This is a genomic window from Roseivivax sp. GX 12232, assembly GCF_021272185.1.
Lineage (GTDB): Bacteria > Pseudomonadota > Alphaproteobacteria > Rhodobacterales > Rhodobacteraceae > Roseivivax.
Genome location: NZ_JAJSEC010000003.1, coordinates 1 through 16,922 on the forward strand (window position 1 = coordinate 1; position 16,922 = coordinate 16,922).

16 protein-coding genes are annotated in these 16,922 nt (G+C 65.5%); 8 read left to right on the forward strand and 8 right to left on the reverse strand.

The features are described 5' to 3' along the window. Positions 1-513 precede the first annotated feature (513 nt). On the reverse strand, positions 514-720 hold the full coding sequence (locus LR948_RS06520; protein ID WP_232753186.1) for a SlyX family protein: 207 nt from the start codon (positions 718-720) through the stop codon (positions 514-516). 89 nt (positions 721-809) lie between these two features. Here LR948_RS06520 and hisS point away from each other — a divergent pair, with 89 nt between their 5' ends. The 4 genes from hisS (at position 810) to choX (ending at position 5,123) form a co-directional block, all read left to right on the forward strand. Beyond that, the gene (gene hisS / locus LR948_RS06525) at positions 810-2,294 is read left to right on the forward strand and encodes a histidine--tRNA ligase (RefSeq protein ID WP_232753187.1); all 1,485 of its coding nucleotides are present in this window, start codon (positions 810-812) and stop codon (positions 2,292-2,294) included. Then, on the forward strand, positions 2,291-3,373 hold the full coding sequence (locus LR948_RS06530) for an ATP phosphoribosyltransferase regulatory subunit (protein WP_232753188.1): 1,083 nt from the start codon (positions 2,291-2,293) through the stop codon (positions 3,371-3,373). Before hisS ends, LR948_RS06530 begins: the two co-directional genes overlap by 4 nt. After that, positions 3,370-4,062, forward strand: coding sequence for an ATP phosphoribosyltransferase (gene hisG / locus LR948_RS06535; protein ID WP_232753189.1), 693 nt, complete (start codon positions 3,370-3,372; stop codon positions 4,060-4,062). Before LR948_RS06530 ends, hisG begins: the two co-directional genes overlap by 4 nt. 134 nt (positions 4,063-4,196) lie before the next feature. Further along, the gene (choX, locus tag LR948_RS06540; RefSeq protein ID WP_232753190.1) at positions 4,197-5,123 is read left to right on the forward strand and encodes a choline ABC transporter substrate-binding protein; all 927 of its coding nucleotides are present in this window, start codon (positions 4,197-4,199) and stop codon (positions 5,121-5,123) included. A 509-nt stretch (positions 5,124-5,632) separates the two neighbouring features. On the opposite strand, the gene LR948_RS06545 is transcribed toward choX, so the two are convergent. From LR948_RS06545 to LR948_RS06555, 3 genes are all read right to left on the reverse strand, one after another. Continuing rightward, a complete protein-coding gene (locus LR948_RS06545) occupies positions 5,633-6,478 on the reverse strand; it encodes a class I SAM-dependent methyltransferase (RefSeq protein WP_232753191.1) in 846 nt (281 codons plus the stop codon). Next, positions 6,475-7,329 (reverse strand): glutathione-dependent disulfide-bond oxidoreductase, encoded by an 855-nt coding sequence (gene yghU / locus LR948_RS06550; protein ID WP_232753192.1) that lies wholly within the window; start codon positions 7,327-7,329, stop codon positions 6,475-6,477. The genes LR948_RS06545 and yghU overlap by 4 nt, the downstream gene beginning before the upstream one ends. Positions 7,330-7,725: 396 nt before the next feature. Continuing rightward, positions 7,726-8,154, reverse strand: a complete 429-nt coding sequence (locus tag LR948_RS06555) for a DUF1489 family protein (RefSeq protein ID WP_232753193.1) — start codon at positions 8,152-8,154, stop codon at positions 7,726-7,728. Between the two features lie 102 nt (positions 8,155-8,256). On the opposite strand from LR948_RS06555, the gene LR948_RS06560 reads away from it, so the two are divergent. Then, complete coding sequence (locus LR948_RS06560; protein ID WP_232753194.1) at positions 8,257-10,542, forward strand: adenosylcobalamin-dependent ribonucleoside-diphosphate reductase; 2,286 nt, start codon at positions 8,257-8,259, stop codon at positions 10,540-10,542. Between the two features lie 456 nt (positions 10,543-10,998). Here the strand turns inward: LR948_RS06560 and LR948_RS06565 are convergent, their stop codons facing one another. From LR948_RS06565 to LR948_RS06580, 4 genes are all read right to left on the reverse strand, one after another. Continuing rightward, positions 10,999-11,352: a hypothetical protein gene (locus LR948_RS06565; RefSeq protein WP_232753195.1), complete on the reverse strand. Its 354-nt coding sequence runs from the start codon at positions 11,350-11,352 to the stop codon at positions 10,999-11,001. Positions 11,353-11,634: 282 nt separating this feature from the next. Beyond that, entirely contained in the window at positions 11,635-11,976 is a 342-nt protein-coding gene (locus LR948_RS06570) for a hypothetical protein (RefSeq protein WP_232753196.1), read from the reverse strand. Positions 11,977-12,141: 165 nt separating this feature from the next. Continuing rightward, positions 12,142-12,660 (reverse strand): CIA30 family protein, encoded by a 519-nt coding sequence (locus LR948_RS06575; protein ID WP_370634887.1) that lies wholly within the window; start codon positions 12,658-12,660, stop codon positions 12,142-12,144. A 198-nt stretch (positions 12,661-12,858) separates the two neighbouring features. After that, positions 12,859-13,152 (reverse strand): hypothetical protein, encoded by a 294-nt coding sequence (locus LR948_RS06580; protein ID WP_232753197.1) that lies wholly within the window; start codon positions 13,150-13,152, stop codon positions 12,859-12,861. 73 nt (positions 13,153-13,225) lie between these two features. Between LR948_RS06580 and LR948_RS06585 the strand changes: the two genes are divergently transcribed. From LR948_RS06585 to LR948_RS06595, 3 genes are all read left to right on the forward strand, one after another. After that, positions 13,226-13,930, forward strand: a complete 705-nt coding sequence (locus LR948_RS06585) for a hypothetical protein (RefSeq protein ID WP_232753198.1) — start codon at positions 13,226-13,228, stop codon at positions 13,928-13,930. 31 nt (positions 13,931-13,961) lie between these two features. Beyond that, positions 13,962-15,527: an AAA family ATPase gene (locus tag LR948_RS06590; protein WP_232753199.1), complete on the forward strand. Its 1,566-nt coding sequence runs from the start codon at positions 13,962-13,964 to the stop codon at positions 15,525-15,527. 528 nt (positions 15,528-16,055) lie between these two features. Further along, positions 16,056-16,910 (forward strand): AraC family transcriptional regulator, encoded by an 855-nt coding sequence (locus LR948_RS06595; RefSeq protein WP_232753200.1) that lies wholly within the window; start codon positions 16,056-16,058, stop codon positions 16,908-16,910. Positions 16,911-16,922 lie beyond the last annotated feature (12 nt).

Consider the following 16,922-nt stretch of genomic DNA (forward strand, 5'->3'; position numbering starts at 1 on the left):
GGGGGGGCGGGGGGGGCCCCCCGGACCCGGTGAGGGGGCTCTGCCCCCTCTGCGGGCGTGCCGCCCGCATTCACCCCCGAGGTATTTGGACAAGCTGAAGGGCGAAGGGGGTGCGCTGGGTGCGCGGGTGTGCGTCGGGCCTGGAGGGTGCCGCCGGTTGTGGGTGCGGGATCTTTTGGGGGTGTCGGGCTGGCTGTGGTGCTGCGCGTCGTGGGGTGGCGTGTGGGCTTGCGGCGGCGTGGCGCGGGTGGCGGCGCGCGGACATGTGCGGTTTGCCGCAACTGAGGGCCGTGTGGCGCACGCGGCTGCGTGCGGGCCGCCTTCGTGCGCGACTTCGGGCTGTGTGGAGCCGACGGCGCGGGACGGCGTAGCGCGACTGCGGGCCGTTAAGAGCGGGCGGCGGCACTTAGTCCAGGAGGCCGTGAGCCGGTGGCCGAGCCCCGTGTCGGGCGTGCGGCGGGGCAGGCCCCTCGGGCGGCCTGCCGGTGGCCGGGGCCCCTGCGGCGCAGGCGCTCAGTAGTGCGGCGGGGTCTCGTCGCCGTAGAGATGCGCGCCGCCGCCTTCGGTCTCGCGCTGGGCCTCGCGTTCGAGCAGCATGGCGACCCGCGTGGAGAGCCGCTCAATCTCGCGGTCCTGGCGCGCGGCGAGATCCGAGAGGTCCTCGACCTGGCGGATCACATCGGCCAGCCGTTCCTCGATGCGCTGCACTCTGTCGTCCATGGCTTGCTCCTGGCGTTCTTGCCCCCCGGGGCGGGAGCGGCTAGAGGAGGCCGCGCGATCCCCAGCCCCCGAATCCAGAGCCTTACACCATGGCCAAACAGAAGAAACAGCCCCGTCCCAAGGCGGAGACGCCCAAGGGTTTCCGCGACTATTTCGGCGCCGAGGTGACCGAGCGGGCCGAGATGCTCGGCCGGATCACCGCCGTCTACCACCGCTACGGCTTCGAGGCGCTCGAAAGCTCGGCGGTGGAGACCGTCGAGGCGCTGGGCAAGTTCCTGCCCGATGTCGACCGCCCGAACGAGGGGGTCTTTGCCTGGCAGGAAGGCGAGGAGGCCGGCAAGGGCGACTGGCTGGCGCTGCGCTACGACCTGACGGCGCCCCTGGCGCGGGTCTATGCCCAGCACCGCAACGACCTGCCGACGCCCTACCGGCGCTATGCCACGGGGCCGGTCTGGCGCAACGAGAAGCCCGGGCCGGGCCGCTTCCGGCAGTTCTACCAGTGCGACGCCGATACCGTGGGGGCGCCCTCGGTGGCCGCGGATGCGGAGATCTGCGCGATGCTCTGCGACGCGCTGGAAGAGGTGGGGATCGCGCGCGGGGATTACCTCGTGCGGGTCAACAACCGCAAGGTGCTGGAAGGCGTGCTCGAGGCCATGGGCGTGACCGAGGAGGCCCAGAAGGCCGCGGTGATGCGCACCATCGACAAGTTCGACAAGGTCGGCGAGGCGGGCGTGCGCGAGCTCCTGGGCAAGGGGCGGCTCGATGCCTCGGGGGCCTATATCGACGGCGTGGGGCTGGCGGCGGAACAGGCCGAGCCGGTGATCGCCTTCCTGACCTCCAAGGGTGCGGGCGCCGAAGAGACGCTCGACAACCTCCAGCGGGCCGTGGGCGAGAGCGCGCTTGGCGCCGAGGGCGTGGGCGAGCTGCGCGAGATCGCGACGCTTCTGGCCGCCCAGGGCTATGCCGACGACCGCATCGTCATCGACCCCTCGGTCGTGCGCGGTTTGGGCTATTACACCGGGCCGGTCTTCGAGGCCGAGCTGACCTTCGAGATCCTCGACGAGAAGGGCCGCAAGCGGCAGTTCGGCTCGGTCGCGGGCGGCGGGCGCTACGACGACCTGGTCAAGCGCTTCACCGGCCAGGCGGTGCCCGCGACGGGCGTGTCGATCGGCGTCGACCGGCTGCTGGCGGCGCTGCGCGAGAAAGGCCGCGCGGGGGCCCGCGCCGAGGGGCCCGTCGTGGTCACCGTCATGGACCGCGCGCGCATGGCCGACTACCAGGCCATGGTCGCCGAGCTGCGCCAGGAAGGCATCCGCGCCGAGGTCTACCTCGGCAACCCCAAGAACTTCGGCAACCAGCTCAAATATGCCGACCGGCGCGGCGCGCCGGTGGCGGTGATCGCGGGCTCCGAGGAATTCGACAACGGCCGGGTGCAGATCAAGGACCTGGTGCTGGGCGCCGAGATCGCCGAGAACGCCACGCTCGAGGAGTGGAAGGAACGCCCCTCTCAGTTCGAGGCCCCGCGCGCCGAGCTGGTGGCCCGCGTGCAAGAGATCCTGGACCGCCGGTCATGAGCAGCCGGGCGGCACGCGACCGGGCCTTCGCGCTCCGGGGCGGCTTCGAGGCGGAAGGCGCCCGGGTGGTGGACTGCGAGATCCTGCAACCCGCCGAGACGCTGCTGGATCTATACGGCGAGGACATCCGCGCCCGTGCCTATGTCACCCAGGACCCGGGCCGGGGCGAGCGCATGCTGCGCCCGGATTTCACCGTGCCGGTGGTGCAGATGCACATGGCCCATGGCGCCGAGCCCGCGCGCTACACCTATGCCGGCGAGGTCTTCCGCCGGCAGGAGGACTTCCCGGGCCGGGCCTCGGAATACCTGCAGGTGGGCTACGAGGTCTTCGACCGCGCCGATCCCGATGCCGCCGACGCCGAGGTTTTCGCCGCGATCCGCGGCGCGCTGGGCAGCGCGCCCCTGCGCGCGGCGACCGGCGACATCGGCATCCTCAAGGCCGCGGTGGCCGGGCTCGAGACCAGCGAGGCGCGGCGGCGCGCGCTGATGCGCCACATCTGGCGGCCGCGCCGCTTCCGCGCGCTGATCAACCGCTTCTCCGGCAAGACCCCGATGCCCGAGGCGCGGGCCGCGTTGCTGGCCGCCGAGGACCCCTTTGACGGCGCCGGGCCCGAGATCGGCCTGCGCAGCCGCGCCGAGGTCGAGGCCCGGATCGCCACCCTGCGCGCCGAGGCCGAGACCCCGCCGCTGGCGCAGAGCGAGGTCGAGATGATCGACGAGCTCCTGGGCGTCTCCGAGACCTGCCCCTATGCGCTCGACCATCTCAAGCACCTGGCGATGGACTTCCCAGTCCTGCGCGCCGCAGTGGGCCGTTTCGAGCGGCGCTGCGCCGCGCTCGAGGCGCGCGGCGTGGACGTGGCGACGCTGGACTTCGAGGCCGCCTACGGGCGCAGCTCGATGGAATATTACGACGGCTTTGTCTTCGGCTTCTACGCCGAGGGGCGGCCCGACCTGCCGCCGGTCGCCACCGGCGGGCGTTACGACGCGCTGACCGAACGGCTGGGGCAGGGCGCCAGCATCCCCGCCGTGGGCGGGGTGATCCGGCCCGACCTTCTGGACGAGATTGGAGCGGCGGCATGAGCGTGAAGCTGGGCGTGCCCTCCAAGGGCCGGCTGATGGAGAAGACCTTCGACTGGTTCGGCCAGCGCGGCATCACGCTGGAGCGGACCGGCTCGGAGCGCGAATACGCCGCGCGGGTCACCGGCATCGAAGGTGTCTCGCTGGTGCTTCTGGCCGCCGGGGAGATCCCGCGCGAGCTGGCCGCCGGGCGCATCCACCTGGGCGTGACAGGCACCGACCTGGTGCACGAGAAACTCGTGCAATGGGACCAGAAGGTCGAGGCGCTGGCCGAGCTGGGCTTCGGCCACGCTGACCTGATCCTCGCGGTGCCGCAGTCCTGGGTGGATGTGACCACGCTCGACGATCTCGACGGGGCGGCGGCGGCCTTCCGGGCCGAGCACGGCTTCCGGATGCGGATCGCCACCAAGTATCACCGGCTGGTGCGGCATTACCTGCGCGACGGCGGCGTGGCCGATTACGCGCTGGTCGACAGCCAGGGTGCCACCGAGGGCACGGTGAAGAACCTCACCGCCGAGGCCATCGCCGACATCACCTCGACCGGCGAGACGCTCCGGGCCAACCACCTGCGGGTGCTCTCGGACGAGCCGATCCTGCGCAGCCAGGCGACTCTCTTCCGCTCGCGGACCGCCGAGAAAAGCGCCGAGACCCGCGAGACCCTGCGCGAGCTCTTGGCCAAGCTGGACCTCTAGCGCCGGTTTTTCTGTCGTGATCCCAGGGGCTTGCGCGCGCGTCGCGCAAATGTCGGGAATGTTCTTTGACTCGCGAGTCAAAAACCGCATGATCCGCCCCACACTCGATTGAGACATCTCAGGGAGAGACCGACATGAAAACGACGCTGACTTCCGCTTTCGCGCTGGCCCTCGTCGCCGGCAGTGCCGCGGCGCAGGAGACCTGCGACAGCGTGAGCTTCGCCGATGTGGGCTGGACCGACATCACCGCCACCACCGCCGCCACGACCACCGTGCTTCAGGCGCTGGGCTACGAGACCGACGTGAAGGTCCTGTCGGTGCCGGTGACCTATACCTCCATGGCCGACGGCGATATCGACGTCTTCCTCGGCAACTGGATGCCGACCATGGAGAACGACATCGCGCCCTACCGCGAGGACGGCTCGGTGGTCACCGTGCGCACCAACCTCGAGGGCGCCAAGTACACGCTGGCCACCAATGCCGCCGGTGCCGAGCTGGGCATCGACAGCTTCGGCGCCATCGCCGAGCATGCGGACGCGCTCGACGAGACGATCTACGGCATCGAGCCCGGCAACGACGGCAACCGGCTGATCCTCGACATGATCGAGGCGGATGCCTTCGGTCTCGGCGGCTTCGACATCCGCGAGAGCTCCGAGCAGGGCATGCTGGCGCAGGTCGGCCGCGCCTCGGACCGCGACGAGCCCATCGTCTTCCTGGGCTGGGAGCCGCATCCGATGAACGCCAACTTCGACCTCACCTACCTCGAGGGCGGCGACGACTACTTCGGCCCGAACCTCGGCGGCGCGACCGTGCACACCAACACCCGCGCCGGCTTCGGCGAGGACTGCCCGAACGTGCAGGCGCTGCTCGAGAACCTCGTCTTCTCGCTGGAGATGGAGAACGAGATCATGGGCGCGATCCTGAACGACGGCATGGACCCCGACGAGGCCGCCGCGGCCTGGCTGTCGGAGAACACCGACATGGTCGCGGGCTGGCTCGAGGGCGTGACCACCGTGGACGGCGGCGACGCCGAGGACGCGGTGATGTCGGCGCTGCAGTAAGCGGCTTCGGTTTGACCGGTTGGAAGGGGCGGCCCGGGGTGGGCCGCCTCTTTGTTGTTTGGGGGTGGGTGTTGTGGCTGATGGTTGGGGTGAGCCTCTTGGGGGCGATGCCCGTCACTGACGCCCGCTGCTGCGGAGCCGCTCGGCTTGCCAAGCCTCAGCTCCGCCCCGCTCAACCCAACCACCCCGCCGGATCAGCGCCCCACGCCTCCACATGCCCCCCTTGCGCCCGAATAGCACCGAAGGTGCCGGGCGCGCGCCGGACCGGCCCGATGGGCCGGCGCTCCTTGGGGTGGCGTGCTAAGATCGCCTCTAGTCCTGACCTTGCTGGGATAAAGCGCACCGCTCAGAGGTCAGCAGCGCCGGCCCCCGGTCCGGCGCGCGCCCTCCGTTTGGACGGGTTGGGAGGGGAGAAAGGCGTCTGGTGAGCCTGTCAGGAGAGAGACCGCCTGCGCCATCCCCGGTCAGCTCAAGCCCCCGACCAACACGCCCACAAACCCGCACCCCCTCTACCCCCTCGCCGCCACCAGGTTCACCCGGGCGGGCAGGCGGATGCCGTCGGCGGAGAGATACTTCTCCCAACGCCTGTGCATCCGGGCGAGGATCGCGGCCCGGTCGGCGGCGCTGCCGCCCATGTCGCGCAGCACCGAGGGGATCGGGCCGATCGCGGGCAGGAGGCGCTCCATCGCGGCCCAGCCCTCGGGGTGGTGCAGGCTCAGATCGACGGGCTCGACGGTGATGTCGCGCCAGCCGGCGGCGGCGAGGATCGCCTGCACCCGGGCGGGGTCGCGGAAGGCCATGGGGCCGGGCGCGTCGGGATCGCCGGCGGGCGGGGCGCCGAGGTGATCCACGGCCACCGCGCGGGCCTCGCCGAACCAGGGGTTGTGGCGCGCCTCGGACCAGGCGGCGAAAAGCATCCGCCCGCCCGGCGCCAGGGCGGCGCGGAGCCGGGCAAAGGCCGCCTCCGGGTCGTCGAAGAACATCACCCCGAAGCGCGAGAGCACCAGGTCGTAGGGGCCCGGAAGCTCGCCCACCTGGGCATCGGCCTCGAGAAAGCGCGCCTGCGCGAGACCCGCCGCGGCGCGGTCGGCCTCGGCCAGCGCCAGGAGCGGGGCCGAGATATCGACGCCATGGGCGGCCCCCTCGGGCCCCACGGCGCGGGCGGCGGAGAGCGTCAGCGCCCCGCCGCCGCAGCCCACGTCCAGCACCCGTTCACCGGGAGCCGGCGCCGCGCGGGCCATGAGCAGGGCCCGCACGGCATCGTGCAGAAGATCGAGGTCACGGTGATGCGTGACCCAGCGCTGCCCGGCGTCGCCGCTCCAGAACTCGGCCTGCGCGGCGTTCGGGCCGGTCATGCGCCGATCTTGTCCTGCGTCTTGGTCTCGAAGTCGCTGGCGTCATGGCGCTCGAGCAGCTGCTCGTGCGGCTCGCCCGAGGTGCGGTTGACCATGCGGCCGCGCGCCACCGGGGCACGGGCGTCGAGCGCCTTGGCCCAGCGCAGCACGTTCTTGTATTCATGCACCGACAGGAAGGTCCCTGCGTTATAGGCGCGGCCCAGGACCATGTTGCCGTACCAGGGCCAGATCGCCATGTCGGCGATGGAATACTCCGCGCCCAGCATGAATTCCTTGTCGGCCAGGTGCTTGTCCAGCACGTCGAGCTGGCGCTTGCTTTCCATGGCGTAGCGGTTGATCGGGTATTCCATCGGCTCGGGCGCATAGGCGTAGAAATGCCCGAAGCCGCCGCCGAGGAAGGGCGCGGAGCCCATCTGCCACATCAGCCAGGACAGGAGTTCCGGCCGGTCCTCGGGCTTGCCGAGGAACTTCCCGTAACGCTCGGCCAGATGCATCATGATAGCCACGGATTCGAAGACGCGGACGGGCTCGGAGCCAGTGCGGTCGACCAGCGCGGGGATCTTCGAGTTGGGGTTGGCCTCGACGAAGCCCGAGCCGAACTGGTCGCCGTCGCCGATGCGGATCAGCCAGGCGTCGTATTCGGCCTCGGAGACGCCGGCGGCCAGCAGCTCCTCGAAGAGAACCGTGACCTTCACGCCGTTCGGGGTGCCCATGGAATAGAGCTGGTAGGGATGCTTGCCGACCGGCAGCTCCTTGTCGTGGGTCGCCCCGGCGATCGGACGGTTGAGGCTGCCCCAGGTGCCGCCGTTCTCGGCGTCCCAGGTCCAGACTTCGGGCGGGGTATAGCTCATCTCGGCGCTCCTTGGGCGGCTGGGAATTGGGTTGTCTCGGGCCAGAACCTAACGAGCATGCGGCGAATGGCCAGAGCGGGGGAGGTTCGCGCCCGCACAGATGGCTCTGGGAATGCGAACAATGCGGGGTGCGAGGGAGGGGCGTGGTGGGAGCGGGTCAAAGCTTGGCGCGCGGGCTTGCGAAGCTGTGAGCCCGGGGAGGGTAGAGGGCGTCTCCGCGCAAGATTGCGGGCGACGGGCGGGCGATGAAGGGGACATTCCGAGCGACGCGCGCACTGCCAGCGAGCATCCCGACCATCCCGAGCGCCCAAACCACGACGGACGCCGAGCGTCACCAACGCCCCGAAATCACACCACCCCGAGGCGCCGCGCCCTAAAGCACTTCGCGCCGCCCCCTCAAAGCACCCCGAGCTCGGCCAGCGCCCCGGCCAGCTCCGGCGGCAGTTCGTCGTCGTCCTCGCGGGCGCGGGACAGATCGGCGGGCGCATCCTCGTCGGCGAGATAGCGCCAGCCCTGGAAGGGGCGGCGCGGGGCCGGGGTCACGCGGAAGATCTCGGGGTCGAGCACGATGGCGCAGCGGCGGATGCCGTCGCCGCCCGAGACCTCGTCGAGCCGGAGGATCTGCTGGCGGCACTGGATCAATCCCTTGATCACCCAGTAGATCGAGCCGCCGTCCAGAATCTGCTGCTCTTTCTTGGGCCACATGCGGGTGACATGGCGCGGCAGCCCGTCCGGCCCCTTGGCCCGGGCGGAGCCCTGCCAGCGGTTCAGGCTTTCGACGCTTTCGGTCCCCGCAGAGAGCTTCAGAAGGTGAACGATTGCCATGGCACTCCCCGATTTCTTCCCCTATATTGTAGGTCCCCCGCTCGGGCCTTCAAACCCTTGTGGGCAAACCCGTTCCCGACCTCAGCGACCGAGAATCACACTATGACCCGCTTCGCCGCCCCCATCGCCGAGCAAATCTGGGACATGAAGTACCGGCTCAAGGATGCCGACGACAGCCCCATCGACGCCAGCGTGGAGGACACCTGGCACCGTATCGCCAAATCCCTCGCCGAGGTCGAGAGCGACCCCAAGGCCTGGGAGCCGCGCTTCTACGAGGCGCTGGAGGATTTCCGCTACCTGCCCGCCGGGCGGATCACCGCAGGCGCCGGCACCGGCCGGGCGGTGACGCTCTTCAACTGCTTCGTCATGGGCACGATCCCCGACAGCATGGCCGGCATCTTCGACATGCTGAAGGAGGCCGCGCTGACCATGCAGCAGGGCGGCGGCATCGGCTATGATTTCTCCACCATCCGTCCCAAGGGCGCCCTGGTCGAAGGCGTGGCCGCCGACGCCTCGGGCCCGCTGTCCTTCATGGACGTCTGGGACGCCATGTGCCGCACCATCATGTCCGCCGGCTCGCGCCGTGGCGCGATGATGGCGACCATGCGCTGCGACCATCCCGACATCGAGGATTTCATCTCCGCCAAGGCCGACAGCGCCCGGCTGCGGATGTTCAACCTCTCGGTGCTGGTCACCGACGCCTTCATGGAGGCCGTGAAGGCCGACGGCAAATGGGAGCTGCTCTACGACGGCAAGGTCTACCGCACGCTGAAGGCGCGCGACCTCTGGAACCGCATCATGCGGGCGACCTATGACTATGCCGAGCCGGGGGTGATCTTCATCGACCGGATCAACGAGGCCAACAACCTCAACTACGTCGAGACCATCGCCGCCACCAACCCCTGCGGCGAGCAGCCGCTGCCGCCCTATGGCGCCTGCCTGCTGGGCTCGGTGAACCTGGCGCGGCTGGTGACCGATCCCTTCGGGCCCAAGGCCGAGCTTGACCCCAAGGCGCTCGACCGCCTGGTCGCCACCGCGATCCGCATGATGGACAACGTCGTCGACGCCTCGCGCTTCCCGCTCGAGAGCCAGCGGCTCGAGGCGCAGAACAAGCGCCGGATCGGCCTGGGCGTCACCGGGCTGGCCGATGCGCTCCTGATGCTGGGCCTGCGCTACGGCTCGGACGAGGCCGCGCGGCAGACCGAGGTCTGGCTGAAGCAGATCGCCCGGGCGAGCTATCTCGCCTCGGTCGAGCTGGCCAAGGAGAAGGGGCCCTTCCCGCTCTTCGACGCCGAGGGTTACCTCGCTTCGGGCAACATGCAGAACATGGACGAGGACGTCCGCGAGGCGATCCGCACCCATGGCATCCGCAACGCGCTTCTGACCTCGATCGCGCCGACCGGGACGATCTCGCTTTACGCGGGCAATGTTTCCTCGGGCATCGAGCCGGTCTTCGCCTATGCCTACACCCGCAAGGTGCTGCAGAAGGACGGCTCGCGCACCGAAGAGGAGGTGGTCGACTACGCCGTGCATCTCTTCCGCGAGAAGTTCGGCGCCGACGCCGAGCTGCCGGAGTATTTCGTCAACGCCCAGACGCTGAGCCCCAGCGAGCACGTGAAGATGCAGGCGGCGGCGCAGAAATGGGTCGACAGCTCGATCTCCAAGACCATCAACTGCCCCGAGGACATCGGTTTCGAGGCCTTCAAGGACGTCTACATGCAGGCCTATGAGACGGGCTGCAAAGGCTGCACCACCTACCGCCCGAACGAGGTGACGGGCTCGGTGCTGAGCGTGTCGGACGCCGAACCCAAGGCCGAGGAGAAGCCGGTGCTGGTCTCCGAGACCGAGGAGAGCGCCGAGGTGGTCTATATGTCCGAGCCGCTCGACCGGCCGCAGGCGCTCGAAGGGGCGACCTACAAGCTGAAGTGGCCCGACAGCGAGCATGCGATCTACCTGACGATCAACGACATCATCGTCGGCGGCCGGCGGCGGCCCTTCGAGGTCTTCATCAACTCCAAGAACATGGAGCATTTCGCCTGGACGGTGGCGCTGACGCGGATGATCTCCGCGGTCTTCCGCCGCGGCGGCGACGTGAGCTTCGTGGTCGAGGAGCTGAAGGCGGTCTTCGATCCGCGCGGCGGCGCCTGGGTGAAAGGCAAATACATCCCCTCGATCCTGGCCGCGATCGGCGGGGTGATCGAGCAGCACCTTCTGGCGATCGGCTTCCTCGAGGGCGAGGGCATGGGTCTGAAGAGCGACCCCCAGGCCTCGGTCGTCAACCTCGACGCCCCCCGCGGCAAGGCCTGCCCCTCCTGCGGGCAGTTCGAGATGCGGATGGTCGAAGGCTGCATGACCTGCGCGAGCTGCGGTCACTCGAAGTGCGGCTGAGGTGAGCGGGGGGCTGTTGGTCTGTCCCGACAGCCAATTCGTAGCCACCGGCGGGCTTGAAATGGCCATTTGACAACCAATTCGCGGCGATCACGCTGAATGCGCGTGATCGCCGCGTTTTGTTTTGGGTATTCTGGCCGGAGGTTCGGGTCCTTGGACGGAAGATAGGTTCACGTCCTGGGCGTCGCAAAGCGGGCTACTTCGGAATTCAGGGGGGGCTGGTGCTCGACGTTCGCAGAGATCAATCTGTCGGCGGCCAACCTGTAGAAAGATTGCGCGCATTCAGGATGCGAGACCGTGATAGGTGGGCTCTCCTTCGGTGGCCCGCACCCCAATGCCGGAGGCCGCGCCAAGTATCCGGCGACAGCGCCCATCCAATTTCCGGAAATATGATTGCCCCATGAAAAAAGCCGCGGCACCTGTGGCCGCGGCTTCACTCATGAGTTTTTTGGCGGGTTAGTGAAACCCGGCCAGCAGGTCGCTGATCCGTGCGCCATACCATCGCAGAGCGGTACCCACGCAGTATCCCGCGCGCAGGCTTACCTCGTCGAGCGTGCTGGCCTGGACTGAGGCGAGCGCTTCATGAATGGTCCGCAGCGCGCCGCGGACAAGGTATGTGTCCGGGCACACGGATCCGGACTGCGCATGCAGATCGCAGAGCGCATCGAAGGCGGTCGGCCCTGCTGCCAGATCCAGCAGGTCACACAATCCGGCGCCGTGACGGCGCAGGAAATCCGTCGCGCCGAGGGCGGCCTCGACGGCTTTGTCGGTCCCGTCACTATCCGTGACAATGGGTGAGGTGGTGAACATAAGTGCACTCCCGACATCCAGCCCGTGGCCCCTGCCACATGTTTCTTGCTGGTGTCAGATCGCCCGATGCCAGGATGTGCTTTGGGCCAGGACGCGTGGGTCGATATCTCTCCTTGGTCGTTGCAGGCTTCGGTTTTGGTGCTGGTAGTCCGGATGTTGGCTCTTTCGTGCAGAGCCGAAGAAGAAATCTGTGTCTCCGCCGAATTTCCAATGACGGTATCCGTCCCGCGGCTGTCTCCGAGGCAAGGCACGCCCGGCGAAGCACGCCGGGCGTAAGATTGATCAGCCGTGATGCGCTTCTGCGGCTCGGGCATCGCGCAACCCATCGAGCAGCTGGCAGATCTCCTCCACGGCCGGATCGAGCGGGTCGATGCGATTGAACCGGGCGGCCTCGACGCGGTCGAGATCGTGAACATGGCGCAGTGCCAGCAGGTCTTCGAGCGCGTCGAGTTCCCGGTTCAACCGCCTGGTCAAAGGCGGCGCAAGCGAGAGGTCGTCGACGAGGCACTGGACCCGTATCGAGGCGGCTGGTCCGCCGAGCAGATGGGCCGCGCAGGCAAGAGCGGCGCGGTTGGCAACTATGAAACCCGCGCAGGGCGAGGGGTTGAAGATGTCCTTGGGCATTCGAGATGATCCTTCTCATCCGTGCCGGTCCCCTGTGGACCGGCGTCAGAACGCCGCCGCGCTGCCCATCTGCGCCGCGTCGAGAATGAGATTGGCCGGTGCCCGAAATGGCGAAGAAAAAATAATGGCGAATGCGAGATCCGGGTTATGCCGCGCGCGAGGTTCTCAGCAGCGGCACAGCCGGACGCCCGCCACCGCGATCTCGGCATGGAACTCGCGTCCGATGGCGAGGATGCCGATCCGCCTCAGGCCGCTCGGATCGAACGCGACGTCGGTCCTGTGCGGGGTAACGGTCTCGAAAGGGACAATATGCGTCCGCCAGTCTTCGGTGGCGGTGACCGATACCCGAAACGACTGCCAAGGGTCGGTCCTCAGGCGGATATCGTAGGTCTCTCCGTTGCCGCAAAGGTCGAGCGCGATGCCGTTCCAGGCGCTGGCGTCGAAGGCAGACCCGTCGGGGCACAGGTCGAAGGCGATTTGGATGAAGCCGCCGTTATTGTCGAGCGAGACGTTGCCCCGTAGCACCGTCGCCTTCCGGCCTCGGTAGTCCTCGCATGACATGCGCCCCTGCGAGACGCCGCCCATGACGGCGTCGGCGACGTATTCCCAGTCGGGGTGCAGTTCCATGGAGACCACCTTGTTGCTGGATGTCGAATGCCAAGTGGCTACGATCATATCGAACATCAATTGTGCACCGGTATCTTGGCCGAAAGCACGCCGCACCTCCGAGCGGTACAACCGATTGCCCCGATGTTTGGCGCAAACACTTCCGGCCCTCTGCGGTCACTCACCAGATTGGCCTTAGCTGCATCGCAGCTTCCCAGAACCAGTCCTTCGCGGCACCTCCATCACCGCAGTCGTGGCCAGTGGTGTTTTCCCCGTCTAATTTTCGTGCCAGTCTCTGATGGAGCGGCAAAGATTGCTCATAGCCATCCCGGTCCGCATTCCACTACTCAGAGCCGGAACATTTTCAGTGAACATCGGCTCACTTTCGCCGTCCGCAACAAAGTGAATCACACCAGTTTCGTTGTCTTCGTCCTTGATAAATGTCCAGACGCCGAGATACTCGCCATCGCGCGTCAGAACGTCACCGCGCTCGACGTCGCTTTCAAAACCAACGAGCTTGATAAGGTATTTGAGTTCCATGACCGCAAGATACAGTGCCACAACGAACATGCAACGCCTCAGCGACCTGGCCTGGGTAACTACACGTTCACTTGCGGCCTGAAGCGGACTTTGAAGGGGCATTATGTTACAGAAGATAGCAGTTATAGAAAATGTCGGTCGATTTGAGAAAGCGCTCCCGACCCAAAATGTTCGATTCGAAAAATGCACACTTTTGTTTGGTGAGAACGGTTGGGGAAAATCAACGATTGCAGATATTCTGCGATCTCTCTCGCGCAGAGATCCTGAAATTATCGTTGGCCGCAAGACACTCGCTGGAGGGCCGGACCAGAAGATTTCTCTTCAGTTTGATTCAGGTCGGGCCAATTTCGAGCGAAGCAGTTGGAACGGGGCCCAAAGCCGCGTGGCAGTGTTCGACAGCCTCTTCGTGAATGACAATGTCTATTCTGGTGACACGGTCTCATCTGACCATCTACGTCGACAGTATGGTCTCGTTGTTGGCGAAAAGGGCGTGAAACTCGTTCGCCAGATCGTGTCGCTGGATGAAGCGAACACCGAGAACAATAAGATCATTCGCGCCCTCGAAGCGGAGCTTACAGCCGATCTTCGAGGGATAGGCCTTGCAGCCATGAGCCTGCCAGACTTTCAAGGTCTGGAAGAGGACCCGGACATCGATACGGCCATCGCTGAGAAACAGGCAGAAGTTTCCCGCGCAGCGAAGTCGAAAGAGCTTAAAGCCGCAGCAGTCGCGAGCACTTTTTTCACTTCCATCCGATCCGACGACCTTCGCCTCAACCCTCAGCCAGACGGTCGAAGGAATTGCCGCTGACGCGGTGGAAGCCGTTAGGTCACATGTCGTAGTGCATGAATGCGCAGAACCGGCTGAGCCGGGGCTGGAAACGTGGCTGGAACAGGGGCTGCCCTTCAAAGCGGAGGACACCTGTCCATTCTGCGGCCAGGAACTCAGAGATCGGAAGCTACTGGAAGCCTATAGCCGTTTCTTCAGCGAAGCGTATCGAAAGCTGGCCCAAGATGTTCAAAAACTCCGTAAAAAATGTCTACGCTACTCAAATGGAGATTTTCGAAATGCAGCGGAACAAGTCGTAAAATCCAACGATAAAAATTTCGAATATTGGCGAGAAGCGGCGGGCATTGATGCCCCCGCGACCATCGACCTTGAAGTATTGATCTCAGGGATGGAGCGCGCTGCTGCGAAAATGGATTCAGCTCTAAAGACGAAAGCCGCAAACCTCACTGAGGCGTTGGACATGGAACGAATTGGCGCAGCCATCGATGCCTGGACGAGCGCGAGGGCGGTCATCGAATCTGCCAATGCAACACTTGGTGAATACAACCGAAAGGTCGATACCGTTAAGGCCATGGTTGACGCCGGGCAGCTTGAAAACCTCACAAACGAGTTGAAAACCCTCCAGGCCCGAAAGCATAGCTTTGAGGCTGAGATCATCATGAAGGTCACAGACCTACAATCGAAGAAGCAGCGGAAACGCGAAATTGCAAAGGAGAAAGCCGAGCTTCGCGATGAACTGACCGCCCATGGAAAAACCATAACCGAAAACCTCGGCAAGACGATCAACTCCTATCTCGTGCTTTTGAATGCGGGCTTTCGGATTGATTACAAAGAACCCGACTATCGCGGCAAGGAACCTGCCGCCAGCTACCAGATTCTGATCAACGAAGTTCCAGTTTCACCCCGAGCGAATGGAGATTCAACCGGTGCGCCGAGCTTCCGAAACACACTCAGCGCCGGGGACAAGTCGGTTCTCGCATTGGCGCTGTTTCTGGCGCAATGCAACGCGGACCCGGACCTCGGTGAGACGATCATCGTACTCGATGATCCGTTCACGAGCTTGGACAATTTCAGGCGGCAGTTCACGGCCATAGAGATCAGAAGGGTTTGTGACCGGGCGAAGCAGACCATCGTTCTGTCACACGACAAAGGATTCCTCCGCCTGCTGTGGGACAAGATCGACCAGAAACCGATCAGATCATTCGCGCTACAAACAGGCGCGCCCGGCGTGACGACCATCACGCCCTACGACATTCCTGGCTCGACGCAACCGCGCCATGTTTCGGAGCGCATGAAAATTGAAGAGTTCATCGAGGGTGAGCCCCACGAACTTTCTTATATCAGGTCGCGCCTGCGAACTGTCTGCGAGGACTTCTACCGCAAAGCTGACCCCGGTCTCTTTGGCGAAGCTGCGACGCTCGACCAAATCATCCGCACCCTAAACGATGCGCACGACGATCACCCATTCAAAGGTGCACTTGAGGACCTCAAGGACATTATTGCCTATTCGCGGGTAGAGAACCATGCCGAGATCGATGGCGATCCCTATGGCGATACAAGTCCCGACGAATTGAAAGGGTTCTGCAGTCTTGTCCTCGGCCTAACGCGTGGGATGTAGGGGCCGCTTCTGGCATTGTAATGAGATCGGTTTGCAACCGCTGCGAACTTCCGCTTCCCGCCGGGTCAGCAGGTAGGCGCTCACGGCCCAGAGCTGTCGTCCGTAGCAAGCGCAGTGAATGATCGGTGCCAGCGCCTTTCCCTCAAGTCGATCATTCGATTTCTGACAGTTTCATCTGTGAACTAAGACTGACGACGTAAGGCTTTGCTTCTCTCGAACGCCTGAGATTTAGAAGAAGTTCAAGCCTACGTGGAACTGAAAGGAATTTGGCTTCTGTGCTGCCGAAGGGCCTTCAGCAAGGTATTAGTGCATCTTCACTTCAGTGAATAGATTTCCGAACCAACGAAGTAGATCGATTGATAGAAGAAATTCCGATCAAGTTGATTAAGCGTGATATCCGGCATCTGTCAAACGGGTGACGTTGCAGGCTTATCAAGTGCCGCCGACGTGGTCCCGAAACGCCGAACCGTCATGATGCCTGCAGCCGAGCGAGATTGACCGGATCGCGAAAACTGGTAACGATTCCGGATGTCGTCTGCGCTGAGGATCGCTATCGGGACGTTCGGGCGGGTCGCTCTGCTTGATATGGACCGGCCCCTCGTCAAGCATGCCCATGCGCAATGCCACGTGCTGCTGAAGGTTGAGGGTGCCGATACCGAGTTCGTTGTGGGCGGGCGGCGCGTGGCGCTGACCGATGAAAGCGCCGTGCTCATAAACGCTTGGGAACACCACAGCTACGTGCACTGCGCGGGCCAGCCGCCGACGATCATCCTGGCGCTTTACATCGAGCCGGACTGGCTGGGCGCGTTTCGCGGCAATTGGCAGGCGAGCGCGGGACCGGGCTTTTTCCCGCATCCGGGCGGTGCCATCACCCCACAGATCCGCCGCCAGGTCGGCGAGACCGCCGAGGCGATGGTGCAGGCCCCGGGCGACGCCGCAGCACATGAGCGGCTGATCGGGCGGTTGATGGTCTCGATCGTCGAGCGGCTGGCGCTTTGGCGCGAGGCGCAGCCGTCGCTCCGGGCGCGGGCCACGGCAATGCGCGCGCCCGACCGGCGGATCGCGCGGGCCCTGGCTTTGATGCGCGCGGACCCGGCCCGCATTCTCTCGATGGAGTGGTTGGCGCGCGAAATCGGTGTGTCCCGCGCGCATTTCTTTCGGCTGTTCGAGGCCGAAACTGGCATTTCTCCGCGTGTCTACCTGAACACCCAGCGGGTCGAGCGCGCAGTGCAGGCGGTCGCAAACGACACCCGCAGCTTCACCGACATCTCCGACGATCTGGGCTTCTCGGTGCCGGCGCATTTCTCGCGCTTCTTTCACGACCATGCCGGCTCCTCGCCCAGCGTATTCCGCGATGTCTCGGCGCTTCGCGACTGCGACTGACCCCTGTTTTTG